This window comes from Roseiterribacter gracilis (genome assembly GCA_018332375.1).
GTDB lineage: Bacteria > Pseudomonadota > Alphaproteobacteria > BOG-932 > Roseiterribacteraceae > Roseiterribacter > Roseiterribacter gracilis.
Genome location: BOPV01000001.1, coordinates 1,240,167 through 1,255,743, shown reverse-complemented (window position 1 = coordinate 1,255,743; position 15,577 = coordinate 1,240,167). Strand labels below are relative to the sequence as shown.

General features: G+C 64.2%; 18 protein-coding genes. 9 read left to right on the top strand and 9 right to left on the bottom strand.

Annotated features, from left to right (window positions below; genetic code table 11):
• Nucleotides 1-17: 17 nt before the first annotated feature.
• The gene (locus tag TMPK1_RS06310; RefSeq protein WP_420242107.1) at nt 18-884 is read left to right on the top strand and encodes a hypothetical protein; all 867 of its coding nucleotides are present in this window, start codon (nt 18-20) and stop codon (nt 882-884) included.
• A complete protein-coding gene (locus TMPK1_RS06305) occupies nt 881-1,462 on the top strand; it encodes an FKBP-type peptidyl-prolyl cis-trans isomerase (protein WP_420242106.1) in 582 nt (193 codons plus the stop codon). The genes TMPK1_RS06310 and TMPK1_RS06305 overlap by 4 nt, the downstream gene beginning before the upstream one ends.
• A gap of 51 nt (nt 1,463-1,513) precedes the next feature.
• Here TMPK1_RS06305 and TMPK1_RS06300 read toward each other — a convergent pair whose 3' ends face one another.
• Nucleotides 1,514-1,882 carry a hypothetical protein gene (locus tag TMPK1_RS06300; protein ID WP_420242105.1) on the bottom strand — a complete coding sequence of 123 codons (369 nt, stop codon included), beginning with the start codon at nt 1,880-1,882 and terminating at the stop codon, nt 1,514-1,516.
• Between the two features lie 177 nt (nt 1,883-2,059).
• Between TMPK1_RS06300 and TMPK1_RS06295 the strand changes: the two genes are divergently transcribed.
• Entirely contained in the window at nt 2,060-2,434 is a 375-nt protein-coding gene (locus TMPK1_RS06295; RefSeq protein WP_420242104.1) for a nuclear transport factor 2 family protein, read from the top strand.
• Nucleotides 2,435-2,500: 66 nt separating this feature from the next.
• Complete coding sequence (locus TMPK1_RS06290) at nt 2,501-3,379, top strand: DMT family transporter (RefSeq protein ID WP_420242103.1); 879 nt, start codon at nt 2,501-2,503, stop codon at nt 3,377-3,379.
• Here the strand turns inward: TMPK1_RS06290 and TMPK1_RS06285 are convergent.
• Genes TMPK1_RS06285 through TMPK1_RS06275 form a run of 3 tightly spaced genes read right to left on the bottom strand, consistent with a single transcriptional unit; the run spans nt 3,372 to nt 5,448 of the window.
• Complete coding sequence (locus TMPK1_RS06285; RefSeq protein ID WP_420242102.1) at nt 3,372-3,797, bottom strand: SRPBCC family protein; 426 nt, start codon at nt 3,795-3,797, stop codon at nt 3,372-3,374. The two genes, TMPK1_RS06290 and TMPK1_RS06285, sit on opposite strands and share 8 nt — an antisense overlap.
• Entirely contained in the window at nt 3,794-4,507 is a 714-nt protein-coding gene (locus TMPK1_RS06280; protein WP_420242101.1) for a gamma-glutamyl-gamma-aminobutyrate hydrolase family protein, read from the bottom strand. Before TMPK1_RS06280 ends, TMPK1_RS06285 begins: the two co-directional genes overlap by 4 nt.
• Complete coding sequence (locus tag TMPK1_RS06275; protein WP_420242100.1) at nt 4,483-5,448, bottom strand: amidoligase family protein; 966 nt, start codon at nt 5,446-5,448, stop codon at nt 4,483-4,485. The genes TMPK1_RS06280 and TMPK1_RS06275 overlap by 25 nt, the downstream gene beginning before the upstream one ends.
• Before the next feature lie 112 nt (nt 5,449-5,560).
• Between TMPK1_RS06275 and TMPK1_RS06270 the strand changes: the two genes are divergently transcribed.
• On the top strand, nt 5,561-6,499 hold the full coding sequence (locus TMPK1_RS06270) for a lysylphosphatidylglycerol synthase transmembrane domain-containing protein (protein ID WP_420242099.1): 939 nt from the start codon (nt 5,561-5,563) through the stop codon (nt 6,497-6,499).
• Here TMPK1_RS06270 and TMPK1_RS06265 read toward each other — a convergent pair.
• Both TMPK1_RS06265 and TMPK1_RS06260 read right to left on the bottom strand, forming a co-directional pair.
• Nucleotides 6,429-6,746, bottom strand: coding sequence for a hypothetical protein (locus TMPK1_RS06265; RefSeq protein WP_420242098.1), 318 nt, complete (start codon nt 6,744-6,746; stop codon nt 6,429-6,431). The genes TMPK1_RS06270 and TMPK1_RS06265 overlap by 71 nt on opposite strands.
• Before the next feature lie 11 nt (nt 6,747-6,757).
• Entirely contained in the window at nt 6,758-7,978 is a 1,221-nt protein-coding gene (locus TMPK1_RS06260) for a molybdopterin-dependent oxidoreductase (protein ID WP_420242097.1), read from the bottom strand.
• Between the two features lie 234 nt (nt 7,979-8,212).
• On the opposite strand from TMPK1_RS06260, the gene TMPK1_RS06255 reads away from it, so the two are divergent.
• From TMPK1_RS06255 to TMPK1_RS06240, 4 genes are read left to right on the top strand one after another with little or no spacing between them, the layout of a single operon-like run.
• Nucleotides 8,213-9,895 (top strand): amidohydrolase, encoded by a 1,683-nt coding sequence (locus tag TMPK1_RS06255; RefSeq protein WP_420242096.1) that lies wholly within the window; start codon nt 8,213-8,215, stop codon nt 9,893-9,895.
• A 2-nt stretch (nt 9,896-9,897) separates the two neighbouring features.
• Nucleotides 9,898-10,752: an isocitrate lyase/PEP mutase family protein gene (locus tag TMPK1_RS06250; RefSeq protein WP_420242095.1), complete on the top strand. Its 855-nt coding sequence runs from the start codon at nt 9,898-9,900 to the stop codon at nt 10,750-10,752.
• A gap of 11 nt (nt 10,753-10,763) precedes the next feature.
• Nucleotides 10,764-11,729 carry an aldo/keto reductase gene (locus TMPK1_RS06245; protein ID WP_420242094.1) on the top strand — a complete coding sequence of 322 codons (966 nt, stop codon included), beginning with the start codon at nt 10,764-10,766 and terminating at the stop codon, nt 11,727-11,729.
• Nucleotides 11,729-12,022 carry a hypothetical protein gene (locus tag TMPK1_RS06240; RefSeq protein WP_420242093.1) on the top strand — a complete coding sequence of 98 codons (294 nt, stop codon included), beginning with the start codon at nt 11,729-11,731 and terminating at the stop codon, nt 12,020-12,022. Before TMPK1_RS06245 ends, TMPK1_RS06240 begins: the two co-directional genes overlap by 1 nt.
• On the opposite strand, the gene TMPK1_RS06235 is transcribed toward TMPK1_RS06240, so the two are convergent.
• From TMPK1_RS06235 to TMPK1_RS06225, 3 genes are all read right to left on the bottom strand, one after another.
• Nucleotides 12,019-13,329: an MFS transporter gene (locus TMPK1_RS06235; protein WP_420242092.1), complete on the bottom strand. Its 1,311-nt coding sequence runs from the start codon at nt 13,327-13,329 to the stop codon at nt 12,019-12,021. The two genes, TMPK1_RS06240 and TMPK1_RS06235, sit on opposite strands and share 4 nt — an antisense overlap.
• The gene (locus TMPK1_RS06230) at nt 13,326-14,621 is read right to left on the bottom strand and encodes an MFS transporter (RefSeq protein WP_420242091.1); all 1,296 of its coding nucleotides are present in this window, start codon (nt 14,619-14,621) and stop codon (nt 13,326-13,328) included. Before TMPK1_RS06230 ends, TMPK1_RS06235 begins: the two co-directional genes overlap by 4 nt.
• 114 nt (nt 14,622-14,735) lie before the next feature.
• The gene (locus TMPK1_RS06225) at nt 14,736-15,500 is read right to left on the bottom strand and encodes a class II aldolase/adducin family protein (RefSeq protein ID WP_420242090.1); all 765 of its coding nucleotides are present in this window, start codon (nt 15,498-15,500) and stop codon (nt 14,736-14,738) included.
• Nucleotides 15,501-15,577: the final 77 nt, after the last annotated feature.

Below are 15,577 nucleotides of genomic sequence, written 5' to 3'. Positions count from 1 at the left end.
TGTAGCCGGGGACTCATTTGCGAAATCTGCTTCTCTTTTTTCTGCTGACGATCTCGTCGGTCGCGACTGCGGCTGAGGTCAAGATCGAGCGCGGCACCACGCCGGGCGGTTTGATGACGCCAGCCTGGAAGAAGGCAATTCGCGACCGGCACGAACCGGCCGCGTTCAAGGCGCTGACCAAGCAGTTGCATCCGCTGCAGCCCGACGAGATCGCCTGGTACAATTTCGTGCGCGCGCAGATCGACGAATGGCGCAGCAAGATCCCCGAACTCGACGCACCGTTCGCCGGTGTTGCGCCGCCAAAGCATCTCGTCGTGCTGCTCGGCAATGCAGGCGGTGACGACGGGTTTACGTCGGGCACCGACACGATCTGTTTCGACCTTGCTGATTGGCGCAAGAATTACGGCGAAGCAGGGACGGCGGCCAATGCCGACCGCGTCCGACGAATCCTGTCGCACGAATACACGCATCTGCTGGTCGCGCGTTGGAGCGCGAAACATCCCTATGCGCGCAACACGCCCTACGCGCGTGCGGTCTATGTCTTGTTCAATGAAGGGCTCGGCAACTACTACTCGCTGACGGCGCAGTGGCGCGCCAAAGATGGCGTGTTGCCCGACATCGCGCAGGCCGCCCTGACGCGCAACGGGCCCGTTCTTGCCGATCGGATGCAGCGCCTGCGCACAGCGCGCGTCGAAGAAGAAGCCGAGCTGACCCAAGGCCTGTCGCGCGGACCGTTCGAGCAAAAATGGGGTGCGATCCCGATTGCGCTTTGGTTGAGCCGCGAACAATCCCGCAATCCGGACGCGTTGCGACGCTTCGTTGCCGCCGGGCCCGCCGGCGTGCCAGCTTTCATCGAACGAAATTTGCAGAAGACGGACCCATGACCCGGACTTTTCTCGCTGCTGCGGCCTGCGTGCTGACGTTGTCGGCCTGCGCCTCGGATTCGAAGCCCGCCGCATCAGCGAGTGGTGCCACCACCGATGAAGCCTTCCTGGTCGCGAATGCGCGGGCGCCCGGCGTCGTCACCTTTCCCGGCATTCAGTACAAGGTGCTGAAATCGGGACCGGCCGATGGCGCGCATCCCAAACGCGGCAGCATGATCAAGGCGCATTACGAAGGCCGCCTGATCAGCGGCGAAGTGTTCGACTCGTCGTATGCGCGCGGCGCGCCCGTCGACTTTCCGCTGCGTCGTCTGATTACCGGATGGCAGACGATCGTGCCGCTGATGCGGCCGGGCGACATTTGGGAACTCTATATTCCGGCCGTGATGGCGTACGGCGAAACCGGCGCTGCAAACGGCAAGATCCCGCCCGGCGCGACGCTGATCTTCAAGATCGAGCTGTTCAGCTTCACCGACGAAGATCCCGCTGCATCGGCGCCGCCCGGACAGCGTGCACAACAAGCACCGCCGCAACCGATCCCGCCGACCGCGCAATCGTCACGCGCGCTGCTGAAGAAATAGCGCACGCGAAGAAAAACGGCGGGGCCGAAGCCCCGCCGTTCTTATTTGTGCTTACCAGTTGTTCGAGCGCACATCGATGCGCAGGCGGCGTGCCAGCAGGCCGAGTTCGCTTTCCAGGCGTTCGCGTTCCGGGCGCGTGATGTAGCGGTCGGCGAGCGCTTCGCGTTCGACGTCGCGCAGATGATCGCGCTGCGCGCGCAGGCCACGTGCTTCGCGCCAGTTGACCCGCCGTTCGGCGATTGCTTCATCGACGCGCGCCGAGATGAAATTCAGGCGACGATTGAACTGCTCGACCCACCCGCGTGTATCAAAGTAAGGCATGTTTGCGTTTGGGGCCCACTGCTGCGCCTGCGCGGCAGTCGAAACGCCGAGTGGCAGTGCGATCAGGGCAAGAGCAAGAGCTGCTTTCCACATACGCATCAGGGTTCTCCTCGTTGATCTGGCCAGCTTGTCGGCCGGGTATGTTTCGAAGCTGGGGCGTAATCGTGGCGAATGCGGGTCAGCGCGGTGCTCGTATTTCGGCGTGAGGGTCGTAGAATGGGGAAGGCGCGCCAGACGGGCGGCGCCGCACAGCAGAAACGCTGCACGGAGGCGAGAATGACCGACAATGAAGAAACAGGCCGGGAGCTACGGACGCTGGAAGAGCGGCTGCTGACCCAACCGGTACGCGCATCGCATCACGAGCTGACCACCTTGCTGGCACCAGAATTCGTAGAGATCGGTGCCTCGGGCGTGCGCCACAGCCGCGATTTCATTCTCGACACGCTGCCGGTCGAGCCGGCGGCGCAGCGCACATTGAGCGACTTCGAACACCGGACTCTGGCGCCGGGCCTGGTGCAGGTCTTCTACCGCACGCGCTGGCACCGCGCCGGCGAGCCCGACCGGCATGCGCTGCGCACGTCGATCTGGGAACGGCGCTATGACGGTTGGCAGATGCTGTATCACCAGGGAACGCCGATCCACACCGAGTGACCCACGCCGCGTGAATTGGGGCCGGCGGGGTGGCCGCTGCAGCCGCTTCTTGCTATCTGCAGCCTCGTGTCCCGCCTGGTCGCCAATCTTCTTCTGTTGCTTGCCGCAACCATCTGGGGCGCAGCCTTCGTCGCGCAGACGACTGCAATGGCCTCGATCGGCCCGTTGTGGTTCATCGCCATCCGCTTCGCGCTTGCTGCGATCGTCGTTGCACCATTCGCGCTGCGCGAAGGTGAGGGTGGTGCGGGCGACGCGCGCAGCTGGCGCTATGGCGCTGCGATCGGCGTGTTTCTGTTTCTTGGTGCGCTGGTGCAGCAGATTGGTCTGCTGCATACGACCGTCACCAATGGTGGCTTTCTCACCAGCCTGTATGTGCTGACGACGCCAGTCTTGGGCTTTCTGCTGTTTCGCGAAATGCCGCATCGCGTGATCTGGCCGGGCGCTGCCTTGGCGCTTGCAGGTACGTGGTTGTTGGGCGGCGGCTTGGGCCAGCTCAATTGGGGTGACGCGCTGATTACGATCGGCGCGATCTTTTGGGGCATGCAGATTTTGCTACTGGGACGCGGCAGTCGCGCGACCGGACGGCCGTTGCTGCTCAGCGTGCAGCAATTCGCTGTCACTGCTGCGCTGGGGCTGCTGGTTGCCGCACTGTTCGAACCGATCAGCGTCGCTGCGGTGCGCGGCGCTGCGATCGAGCTGCTCTATGCAGGCGTTCTATCGGGCGGGCTAGCGTTTGCGCTGCAGGCCGTCGGCCAGCGCCACACGCCCAACGCCGACGCTGCAATCATTCTGTCGGCTGAAGCGCCGTTGGCGTCGCTGTTCGGCATTCTGCTGTTGGGCGAACGGGTCAGCGCGATTGGTGCGGTCGGGTGCACGTTGATCTTTGCCGCAATCCTGCTGGTGCAACTCGCGCCGGAGTGGCAGCGGCGACGGAACGCTAGCTGATCGCGTCTGCCTGGGCCGCGAGGATCTTGCTCCAGCCCGCGCGCGTGCGGTCGGCGTAGTCGGCCCATTGGTCGGGAATATCCGCGACCAAGGTCAGGCGCGTGCCGTCGCCATGCGGGTGGATGTCCAGCACGACGCGCGATGACGCGCCCATGCCGGCAATGCCCCAGGTGAAGACGATGCGACCCGGTCGGCTGAGCTGCAGATATTCGCCGACATGATCGATCTCCTGGCCGTTGCGGCGGACCAGGAACGAGAAGGCGCCGCCGACGCGCGCGTCGATTTTGATGTGCAGCGGCTCGTCTTGCATCGTCTGCCGAAACATCCAGTCGCCAAGCCGTTTCGCATCGAGCCAGGAATCGTAGACGCGCTCGGGCGCGGCTGTAAAATCTTGGGTGACGCTGATCTCCACGCTCATATTGCCACCGGTTCGCATTGCGGTTCGCCGACCGCGCGGTGCCGCGCTGCATCGACCAGCGCGCGAAACAGATTCTGTTCGCGCCCGTCGAAGACCAGAAATTCCGGATGCCACTGCACGCCGATCAGAAACCGGCATTGCGGTACTTCGATCGCCTGCACGATACCCCAGCGGTCGAGCGCGGCGACGCGCACACCTTTGCCGAGCTTGTCGACTGATTGGTGATGCAGTGCGTTCACGCGCACGCTGCTCCGGCCCAGCAGCGACGCCAGGCGCGAGCCTTCGGTGATTTCGACCGACTTGCGCGGCAGCACCGTGCGCAGGCGCGGCGCTTTGACGAACACTTCGTAGATGTCGGTATAGAGCGAGCCGCCGCGATGCACGTTGATCATCTGGCTGCCGCGGCAAATGCCCAGCACCGGCAAGTCGCGGCGCGCCGCGTGGCCCAGAATGCGCTGCTCCATCGCGTCACGTTCTTCGTCGATCCGCACCGTCGGGGCGACTTCGCCGCCGTAGAGCTGCGCATCGATATCGTCACCGCCGCCAATCACCAACCCGTCGAGGTCATCGATGGGAAATTCATGCGCCGCATCGATCCGCACCGAGCGCGCGCCAGCACGCCACAAGGCGAATTTGTTGGCGAGACCCATCCAGCGTCCGCCGCGCACCGACGCAGTGACGCCGATCAGTGGCCTAGAGGTTCGATCCACGCCCGGCTCGCTTGCAGATAGGAGTCGAAATCGTCGCGTGCGCGGGCTTTGCGCCACAGCTGCGCCAGCGCTTCGATGCGTGCTGCGTCCTCGGCCAGACGTTCGACCACGACCCAGCGCGACCAGTCGGGCAGGATCGACCAGCCAGGCACGCCGACGCGCGAATTCGGCAGGCGCCAATGCCAGGTCGGGCGCGGCTTGGTCTGTTTGTCGTCGATGCGGCTTGCGAACAAAGCGGGTGCGACATGCGCGAAGAGCGGAAACAGATCCAATTCGCGGTTTCGCGTCGGGTTCCAAGTCAGATAGTCGGCGACGAACCGTTCCAGACCCGGCGTGTAGGTCGCGTCGATGACATAGGCGATATAGTCGTCGGGAAACGGATCGATGAACGGCGACAGGCGGCGCACCGTGTCGATGTCGCCTTGTTCGCGCAGCCATGGCGCCGCCAACAGATAGGCGCGCAACACCGACAGAAGATGCGCGATCTCGAACGATGCGACTTCGGGATTGAAATGCAGCCCGAACGCATAGAGCAACCCGCCCTCGGTGCCGACCGCGCCAGCGTTGCGCAGGTCGGCGATCAGCGCGTCGATCTCGGGCAGCGCATCGAACGCAACTGGCGGTGCTGCGATTTCGTGCGGCATCCATAATTTGCCGACATGGCCCCAGGCGACGCGCATCTCGTCAATCAGCTCGTCGAGCATGTCGGCATTGGCGCGCTGTTCGGCGTGCGCCGATGAAATATCGAGTTCGATCGTAAAGTTGCCGAGGCGCGAGTCACGGACCGCAAATCGGTGGGCCCCGAGTTCCACCTGCTGTCCGCCAAAACGATCGGCGATGAGCTGGGCTGCCGGCAGCGGGTCGAGTTCGCCGAATTCGAGTTCCACGCCGACTCGACGTGGCAGACCCTGGGCGTTCAGCGGACGAGGCGGGGACAGCATTTGCACCCTGGTTTGAACGTTCTGGGCTGCGGCTTGTTCTTCGAGAGCGATGAAAGAAATACCGGCCGCGACTGTACGTCTGCGCGCCGCGCACCGGAAGCGGTCGCGGGCGATGACGATCATCACGATTCTGGGCGTGACCGTCGCCTGTCTGCTGATTGCGCGGCTGGTGCGGCAATGGGGCTTTGCCGGCATCGTGCGCGCCGTCGCTGCAATTCCGGCCGAGCGGATGGCGCAGGGCGTCGGCTTCGTCGTGCTTGCCTATCTATGCATGGCGGCATCGGACCTTGTCGGCTTGCAGTGTCTTGGCCGGCGCATGCCGGTGCGCCGTGTCGCGCTGGCTGCATTTTGTTCCGTCGCGATTGGCCACAATGTCGGTCTCGGTGGTCTGTCGGCCGGCGCGATCCGTTTTCGCTTTTACGGCGCTTGGGGTCTGTCGGTGATCGAAGCGGGATTTCTGGTTTTGTTTGCCGGCCTGACCTTTCTGCTCGGTCTGGTCAGCGTCGCGGGCTTTGCGGCTTTGACCGAACTTGCGCCGATGCGGGGACACGATTTGGCGCTCGCGGGTCTGGCGTTGCCGGCTGCGTATTTGGCGTTGTCGATCTTCGGAAAGCGCAGCGTCACGATCTGGCGCAAGACAATCTTTGTCCCGCCGTTGCATCTGGCCTTGCTGCAGATCGCAATCGGTATCGCCAGCGTGGTGGCGATCGTCGGCGCGTTGCAGTCGCTGTTGCCGCGCGGTGTGGCATGGGGCTCGATCGCGACCGCCTATGTCGCAGCCGATTTAACCGCGACTCTATCGACCGTGCCGGGCGGGTGGGGCGTGTTGGAATCGATCGTCGTGTGGCTGTTGCCGGGCGTCGATCCGATCGGCGCGCTGGTCGCGTTTCGCGTCGTCTATTACGTGCTGCCGCTGGCGCTCGCGAGCGTGCTGCTGACCTCGTTCGAAGTCGCGCAGCGCCGCCCGCGTGCGCGTCGCGTCAATTTCCAGCTTTCGCCGGTGCAGGCGCCGGTGCCGGAACCCCGTACTGCGTTGCCAGATAGTCGGTGATGATTTTGGCGTCGCCGGCTTCGATCGGCGCGCCATAGGCTTTGATCATCTTCTGCACTTCGGCGTCCCAGACTTGCGGCGTCATGAAGGTTGCGTTCATGCGCACATAGTCGAGGCTGTGACAGACAGCGCAGTTTTGCAGCACCTGGTCGTGACCGGGACCGGCTTTCAGCTTGATTGCATCCTCATCCGCCACAGCGGCGGACGAGACCAGCAGCAACGAAGCGAGCAACAGAATTCGCGGCATGATGCGTCTCCTCAACCGACGTCCAAGGTCACGCGATGCATGACATTGTGATGATAGCCCGACGGGTTTGGGATCAGTTCGGTGGTCTGCGTCTGGCCAAGCTTGTTGGTTGCACGCGCGACGATCACGACTTTCCCGCTGGTCTTGGGCTGGAAGCGGAAGTTGAACGGGCGGAACGAGAACCGTCCGGGATCGTCGGCCAGGGTCGCCGGTGTCCAGGTGGTTCCGCCGTCGCTCGAAATCTCGACCGTGCGAATGCCGTAGCCGCCGTCCCACGCCATGCCGCGGATCTCGACTTGCTGTCCGACCTTCACCTTCTGTCCGTTGGTGATGTTGGTCAGCAGCGAGTTCACCAGCATTTCGGTGATCGGAGCGTTGATTTCGGTTTCCTGGCCCAGGAAGCGCTGTACGACCGGGAACTTGCCTTGCGGAATCCGGTACGCCGTCTTCATCCAGAAATTGTCGAGCGGCTTGGTCAGCAGTTCCAGCGACGTGATGTGTTTCATCCAGTAGGTCGCAGTCCAGCCCGGCACGATGATGCGCGCGGGATAGCCGTTCCAATGCGGCAGCGGCTGGCCGTTCATGTGGGTGGCGATCAGCACGCTGTCGTCGAGCGCCTTCCACAGGGGAATCGATTTGACGAAGTCGGGCGTCTTGTCGAGCGGCGCTGAGTCAGCGCCGTCCATGCGCAGCTCGATCGCTTCCTTCTTCACGCCGGCTTTGGCCAGCACGTCTTTCAGCCGCACGCCTTTCCATTTGGCGTTGCCGATTGCGCCATGGCCCCATTGCACCCCCGGCACGTGCGGCTGGAACAGGCCGCGGCGATTGCCCGAACACATGCAGACGGCGGGGATTTCGACCTGTTCGAATTGCTTGGTCAATTGGTCGAGCGTGAGTTCGAACGGCGTCGTCGCACCATCGCCGCCGATTTTCAGGCGCCATTCCTTGGCGTCGACTTCGGGAATGACCGCCAAATGATAGCGAACGAAGAACGCATCGTTCGGCGTCCATAATTGATCGAAATAATTGATCGGTGTTTCGTAATTGGGCGGCCGGTAGCTGAGTTTGATCAGCGGCTTCTTTCCCGGCAGCGCTTCCAAGGTTGCGCCGTCGCGCACGCCGTCGGGCAATGCGTCTTCGAAGGTTGGTGCAGCCAATGCTGCGACCGGCAGCATCGACAACAGCGCGCTTTGACTCGATGCGCGCAACAGGTCGCGTCGTGTGACGTCCATCTCGGCCTCCCAAATTTCGCGCGTCTTCGCGCGCGTGGTGGGAAAACCGTAGCGGGATTCTTGGCCGCTACCGTTGTCTTTGCTGGTGGATAGCGAGCGTCGAGGCCGGATCTGGGCCGCCCGAGGGCTTCTGGGGCTGCCGGCACCGAAATGCGGTGCAATGCGGACCGGCTTGCGGTCGGCTGTGCCGCAGCCGATGCTCCGCCCGTTTTCGTCGTCACCCGGGAGTTGCGCGTGAGGCTGTCCCTGTTGCTGCTGTTGTCGTTGAGCCTGGCTGTGCCGGCGGTTGTTGGTTTGGCCGTGCCGGCCGGTGCCGCCGATCTGGTGCTGGTGGGCGGTCGCGTTCGGTCCGGGCCGGAAGCGTCCAAGCTGGTCACCGCACTGGTCATTCGCGACGGCAACATCGTCTATGTCGGCGACGACAAAGGCGCGCGCGGTGCCGCGCAAGCCGGTGCACGCATCGTCGAGCTGCGCGGCAAAACAGTCATCCCGGGCTTCCGCGACGGGCACGCGCATCTCGAAGGGATCGGACATCGCTTGCGCTCCTTCGATCTGTCGACGGTGCCAAGCCTGGCCGCCTTGCTCGACAAGGTGCGCGAACGCGCGGCGGCGGCCGCACCGGGAAGCTGGATCGCAGGCGAAGGCTGGATCGAAACCGCCTGGCCGGAAAAGCGCATGCCGTCGCGCACCGAATTGGATTCGGTCGCACCCAACAATCCAGTCGCGCTGCGTCGCGCCGACGGGCACGCGCTGGTCGTCAATAGCGCCGCGCTCAAAGCTGCGGGCATCGACGCTTCCGTCAAAGATCCCGCCGGCGGCAGCTTCGTGCGCGACGCGCAGGGGAATTTCACCGGCATCGTGCTCGACACGGCGATGTCGTCGATCGCGGCCAAGATTCCAGGCCCGACCAAAGACGAGCTGCGCGAGGAATTGCGCGCCGGCATCGATCGCGAAGTGTCGCTGGGCTTGACGCAACTGCACCATGCCGGCGGCTCGGCCGAGATGCTGGCCGCGCTGCGCGAGCTGTGCGCAGCACCCGGCGGTCTCAAGCTGCGCGTCTATTTCGCGGTGTCGTATCCGAGCGCGGCTGCCGAAGAGCTGCTCGACAAAGGTCCGCACGATCAGGGCTGCAACGGACGGCTCGTCGTGCGCGGAATCAAAATGTACGCCGACGGTGCGCTTGGTTCGCGTGGCGCTGCGTTGCTGGCGCCCTATAGCGACGCGCCGAACACCAGCGGCCTGATGCGGCCCGAGATGGAGCAGGTCGGGCCGGTGCTGGAACGTGCGGCCAAAAGCGGCGTGCAAATCTGGACGCATGCGATCGGCGATCGCGGCAACCGTATCGTGCTCGACAATTACGAAAAAGCCTTCACCGCGGTTCCGTCCAAGGAGCCGCGTCGCTGGCGCATCGAGCATGCGCAGATCATCGACGCGAACGACATTCCGCGCTTTGGCAAGCTGGGCGTGATCGCGTCGATGCAGCCGAGCCACGCAATCGGCGATCTGCATTTCGCACCGGCGCGGCTGGGCAACGAACGGCTTGGCGGCGCCTATGCGTGGCGCAGCCTGTTGGCGTCGGGTGCTGCGATTTCGGGTGGATCGGATGCGCCGGTCGAAGTCGGCGATCCGCGCATCGAATTCTACGCCGCTACGGCGCGCCGCGATCTGGCTGGCTATCAGGGCGCCAACTGGCATCCGGAACAGGCGCTGACGCGGCCGCAGGCTCTGGCGTTCCTGACGCGCGGACCGGCCTATGCGTCGTTCGAAGAGAAGACGCGCGGCACGATCGAAGTCGGCAAGCGCGCCGACCTGACCGTGCTCGACAAAGATCCGCTGGTGATTCCGATTGCCGACGTGCCGAAGATGAAAATTGAAATGACGTTGGTCGACGGCGACATCGTCTACGAAAGCAAATGACGATGAAGCCCGGTACCCGTCTGCGCGCAGCCTTGCTGCATCCCGACATCGTGGTCGCGCCTGGCGTGTTCGACGCAATGTCGGCCTTGCTCGCAACCCGCGCCGGTTTTGAAGCCCTGTTCCTGTCGGGCTCGGCCGTGTCCTACGCGCAGTTGGCGCGACCCGACCTGGGGCTGGTCACGATGGACGAGCTGGCAACCATCGCGACGCATATTTGCGAACGGGTCGATACGCCGTTGATGGTCGACATCGACCAGGGCTTTGGCTCGGTCGCCAACGTGCAGCGCGCGGTGCATGCGTTCGAACGCGCCGGTTGCGCCGGCGTGCAGATCGAGGACCAGATCGCGGTGAAGCCGGCTGCGACCTTGCAGGCGCGGCCGGTGGTTTCGCTGTCTGACATGCTGGGCAAGCTGCGCGCGGCGCAGGACGCACGGCGCGATAAAGACTTTCTCATCAGCGCGCGCACCGACGCGCAGCCATTCGACGAAGCCTTCAAGCGCGCCGTCGCGTTCGCAGAGGCGGGCGCCGACATGATTTTCGTCGAATGTGTCCGCGAGCGCGCCGACGCCGAACGGCTGGCGAAAGCAATCGGCGCGCGCGTGCCGCTGGTGTCGAACTTCCTCGAAGGCCGTCCGCATTTCGCACGCGACGCAGCCGATCTGCAGGCGATGGGGTTTCATATCGCGCTCTATCCCGGTGTCGGCATCGGCAGCGCGGTTGCGGCGATGGAATCCTCCTTCGCCAAACTCGCCGCCAATGGCAGCAATGCCAACCTGGTCCGTGCCGACGCGGCGACGATCAATCAGTTGGTCGAAACCGAACGGTTCGTGCGCGACGCGACCAAATACGCAGGCTAGGGAAACACCGCTTGGACTACGTCAATCTCGGCCGCACCGGCCTCAAAGTTTCGCGCCTGTGTTTCGGTTGCATGACCTATGGGCTCAAAAGCTGGCGGCCCTGGGTGCTGACCGAAGAAGAGGGGCGGCCGTTTCTCGATGCGGCGCTGGATGCGGGCATCAATTTCTTCGACACGGCCGATCAATATTCGCTGGGCGAGAACGAGGCGATCCTCGGTCGCTTTCTTTACGACCGCAAAGCGCGCAATCGCGTCGTGGTTGCGACCAAGCTCTACAATCCAATGTCCGACGATCCCAACGATCGCGGCCTGTCGCGCCGGCACGTGTTCCAGGCCGTCGACGCGTCGCTGAAACGATTGGGAACCGACTGGATCGATCTCTACCAGCTGCATCGCTGGGACTATCACACGCCGATCGAAGAGACGATCGACGCGCTGAACGACGTCGTGCGCGCGGGCAAGGTGCGCTATCTCGGCGGCTCGTCGATGTTCGCCTGGCAATTCATGAAGGCGATCGGGCTGCAGCGCGCCAACGGCTACGCGCAGTTCGTCTCGATGCAGCCGCAGTTGAACCTACTCTACCGCGAAGAAGAGCGCGAGATGCTGCCGCTATGTCGCAGCGAGGGGATCGGCGTCATTCCGTGGAGCCCGATCGCGCGCGGCCGTCTGGCCGGCGCAACCACGACGTCGCGCGCCGCGACCGACGACATCGCCAAACGCTACTATCCCGGCGACGCGCAGGAAGTTGCGATCGTCGACGCGGTTCGCGCCGTTGCCGAACGGCGCGGCGTCAACCCGGCGACGCTTGCGCTGGCCTGGGTTCTATCGCGTCCCGGCATCACCGCGCCGATCATTGGCGCGTCCAAGCCGGGCCATTTCACCGACGCAATCGCGGCTCTGTCGCTGCAACTCGACGACGAGGAGAAGAGCTTGCTCGAAGCGCCGTACCGGCCGCGTCCCGTGGCCGGGCCGCTCTGATGTCCGAAGCGAACCAACATCATGCGCAGATCCTCAGCGCGTCGACGAACCTGCTCGGTATCTGCTTCGTCGTGATCGGCAGCTTGAAACTGACCAACTCGAATTCGTTGACCATTGCCGACGAGATCGCGTGGGTTGCAAGCATTCTGCTCTTCACCAGCACGATCGCTGCCTATCTCACCATCCGCAACGACGTCAGCAAACGTTGGGTGCGCAACTTGGCCGACCGCGCGTTCATTGCCGGCGCCTGCACCTTGATGGCGTCGGTGCTGAGTCTGGTGATCGAGCTTTAGACGCCGTTGGCCCGCGCTTCGATGACCGCCGCGATGTAGCGCTTGCGCCCGACCAGCAGAATGGTGACGCCGATCAGCGTGTTGAGGCCGAAGGCAGTAGCTAGTGACAGGTCGAGACGCGCAGCGCCGAAGACGAGATCGCTGATTAGCCCCAGCACGGTCGGTCCGATGAACAGGCCGACCAGCCCGCCGACCAGCGTGTAGAAGGCGATCAAGCGGCCGCGCAATTCGTTGGGCGCGATCTGCGCCAGGCCCGCGAAGGCCGAAGCGACGCAGGTATTCGCCATGATCGCCGAGGCGATGAAACAGACGATCGACCAGGTTCCGGTCGGCGCCAGCGCGGCGAGCACGCACCACGTGCCGTAATAGACGGTGCCGATCACCGCCGTGATCAGCGGCGCGTCGGGACGGCCGCGCTTGGCGACATAGGTGATGAACCAGCCGGTGAAGATCGCGCCGACGCCGCCGATCGGTGCGCCGACGATGCCAACCCAGAAGCCGACATCCTGCGGTGCCCAGTGATGCACGCGCACCATCATCGACGAGTAGAAAAAGATCAGCGTGTAGATCGTCATCAGATTGCAGGCGACGCCGAAGATGATCGTTGCCGCCGCTTTCCAATTGCGGCGCATATAGGGCCACAGCGGCGGGACCGGTGCCGCATCGACGGCGCGGGCACGACGCGGCGGTTCACGCACCGTCAGCGCGAACAGCAACGCCAACACCAGGCCGGGAATGCTGGTGAGCATAAAAGCGATCTGCCAGCTTTGGAAACCGCCCAGCAGCGACGCGAACTGGTTGCGCACCGGTTCCGCCATCGCGACCGCAAGTCCGCCAGCAAAGAAGGCGACGCCAGTGCCGACCGACGCGCCGCTGACGAAGACGCCATAGGCTTTGGCGCGCTGCGGGCCGGGAAACAGATCGCCGATCAACGACGCAGCAGCAGGACTCAGCGATGCTTCGCCGATACCGACCGCGGTACGCGCGCCGAACAGGCCGAGAAAACTTTGCGCCAGACCGTTGGCAGCGGTGGCGAGACTCCAGCCCGCGATGCCGATGACGGCAATCAAGCGGCGGTCATAGCGATCGACCAGCCAGCCGAACGGAACCGCCATCACGCTGTAGCAGACGCCGAATGCACCGCCCGACACCAACGCCAGCTGAAAGTCGGAGAGTTGGAACTGCGCCTTGATCGGTTCGAGCAGCAATCCGATCACGATCCGGTCGAGCACCGCGACCGCGTACCCCGCGGTGAGCAGCCCGACGACGTACCAGGCATAGGCCGTGCGGAAATTCTCTTTTGTCATGTCGCTCCAACCGAACGGCGATAAGGCCCGCGCCCCGCGAGCAGGATGACGGAAGCTAGCAAACTGTCGAGTGCGACGGTTGCAGCAAAGGAAAGATTCAACCGCTGTTCCCCGAACACATAATCGCTGAACAGCCCGACCGAGACCGGTCCCAGATTGAGCGAGACGAGCCCGATCATCAGCGTGTAGAGCCCGGTCAACCGGCCGCGCAACTCGTTGGGCGCCAACTGCGCCAGCGCCGAGAAGGCGGCGGCCGAGAAGCTGTTCGAACACAGGCTGCCGAGAAAATAGAAGACCAGCGACAGGTTCGCGTCGGCGACCAGCCCCGACAGAACCAGCATCGCGCCGTAGATGACCGACGCGACGATCGCGACCAGCAGCGCCGCGTCTTTGCGACCAGCCGCATTCACCCGTGCGATGAGCCAACCACTGCCGATTGCGCCGACCAGCGCAGCGGGCGGGCCGATCACGCCCAGCGCGTAACCGGCGTCGCTCTGGCTCCAGCCATGTACGCGGATCAGCACCACCGGATACCAGGCGATCAGCGCGTAGACGCTCGTGAGGTTGCAGCACAGTCCAATGATCACCGATGCGACCGCACCTTTGTTGGCGCGCAGAAACGGCAGCAGCGGCGGTGACGCGGTGGTCGTGTCGCGCTCGCGCCGCTTCGGTTCGCGCACGGTGGCGACGAACAGCGCCGCGACCAGCAGGCCGGGCAGGCTGGTCAGCAGAAACACGATCTGCCAGGTCGCAAAATCCGCCAGCAGCGCACCGCCATGCGCGCGGACCGCGTCGGCCGCGTCGATTGCGGCACCGCCGAGCAGAAACGCGGCGCCCGTGCCGAACGACGTGCCGGCGACGAACACGCCATAGGCTTTGGCGCGCGCCGGGCCTGAAAACAGATCGGCGATGATCGAACTTGCACTTGGATTGAGCGAGGCTTCGCCGATTCCAACGGCGACGCGCGCGGCGAACAGGCCGGTGAAGCTACGTGCGACGCCGCAGAGCGCGGTCGCGATGCTCCAGCTTGCAATGCCAAACGTCACAATCCAACGCCGGTTGGCACGATCGGCAAGCCAACCAAACGGCAAGGCCATGATGCTGTAGCAAAGACCGAAGGCGGCACCCGACAACAGCGCGACGCCGGAATCCGACAGGCCGAATTGCTGTTTGATCGGCTCGATCAGCAGCGAGATGACGATGCGGTCGAGCAACGCCACCGCGTAGGCGGCGGTCAGCAGAATGACGACGTACCAAGCATAGCGGCGGCTGAAGCCCGCTTCGTCCGACATCCGGCAGAGCCCTCGATTCGAACGAAGAGCCTAGCAGGCGCCTCGTCGAGGTGCGGGCAAGGCGGATTGCGCGACCATTAGCCAGACGCACGCGATGGCGCATTCAACTGCAGGTTAGTCGCGATACCCCGGCGACACGCGGTCCAGTTTGCGCAAGAAGCCGGCCCAGGCGAGATCGGGCGTGCTCGCAGCACCGGGGCCGCGCATCACGCGCGCGACCTCTTCGCGGGCCGCGTCGGGTGCGTCGAGCAGCGCGTCGCTGCCGCCGCTTTGCGCCGCGACCTGCTGTGCGCAGGCGCGTTCGAGCAGATACATGCGCAGCCAGGTCGCCGCGACGGTCGGGCCGACCGCAAGCGTGCCGTGGTTGCGCAACAGCATCATGTTCTTGGATCCGAGATCCGCAACGATGCGCTGCCGCTCGTCGAGATCGAGCGCGATGCCTTCATAGTCGTGATAGGCGAGGTCGGGCAGCACGATCAGCGCGGTCTGGCTGATCGGACGCAGACCATTGCGTTGCGCCGCGACCGCGACGCCGGTCACTGAATGCAAATGCATGACGCAATGCGCGTCGTCGCGCGCAATATGCAGCGCTGAATGAATGACGAAGCCGGCCTTGTTGACCGGCTGCGGCGTCGGATCGACGAGATTGCCGTCGAGATCGATCTTGACCAACGACGACGCGGTCATCTCCTCGAAGAACAGCCCATATTGGTTGATCAGGAAATGCCGGTCGTTGCCCGGCACGCGCAGCGACAGATGCGTGAAAATCGCGTCGTCCCAACCATACAGCGCGACCAGACGATAGAGCGCGGCAAGCTCGACTCGCGCCTGCCATTCTTCGGCGCTGACGCGGTCGCGCATCGTGGCGGGGTACTGCATGGACGGAGTCTACGCAGCCGGTCCGGACAGGAACAAGTACGATCCTTACAAGCAAGCGGGCCGGAACGCTTGTTTCC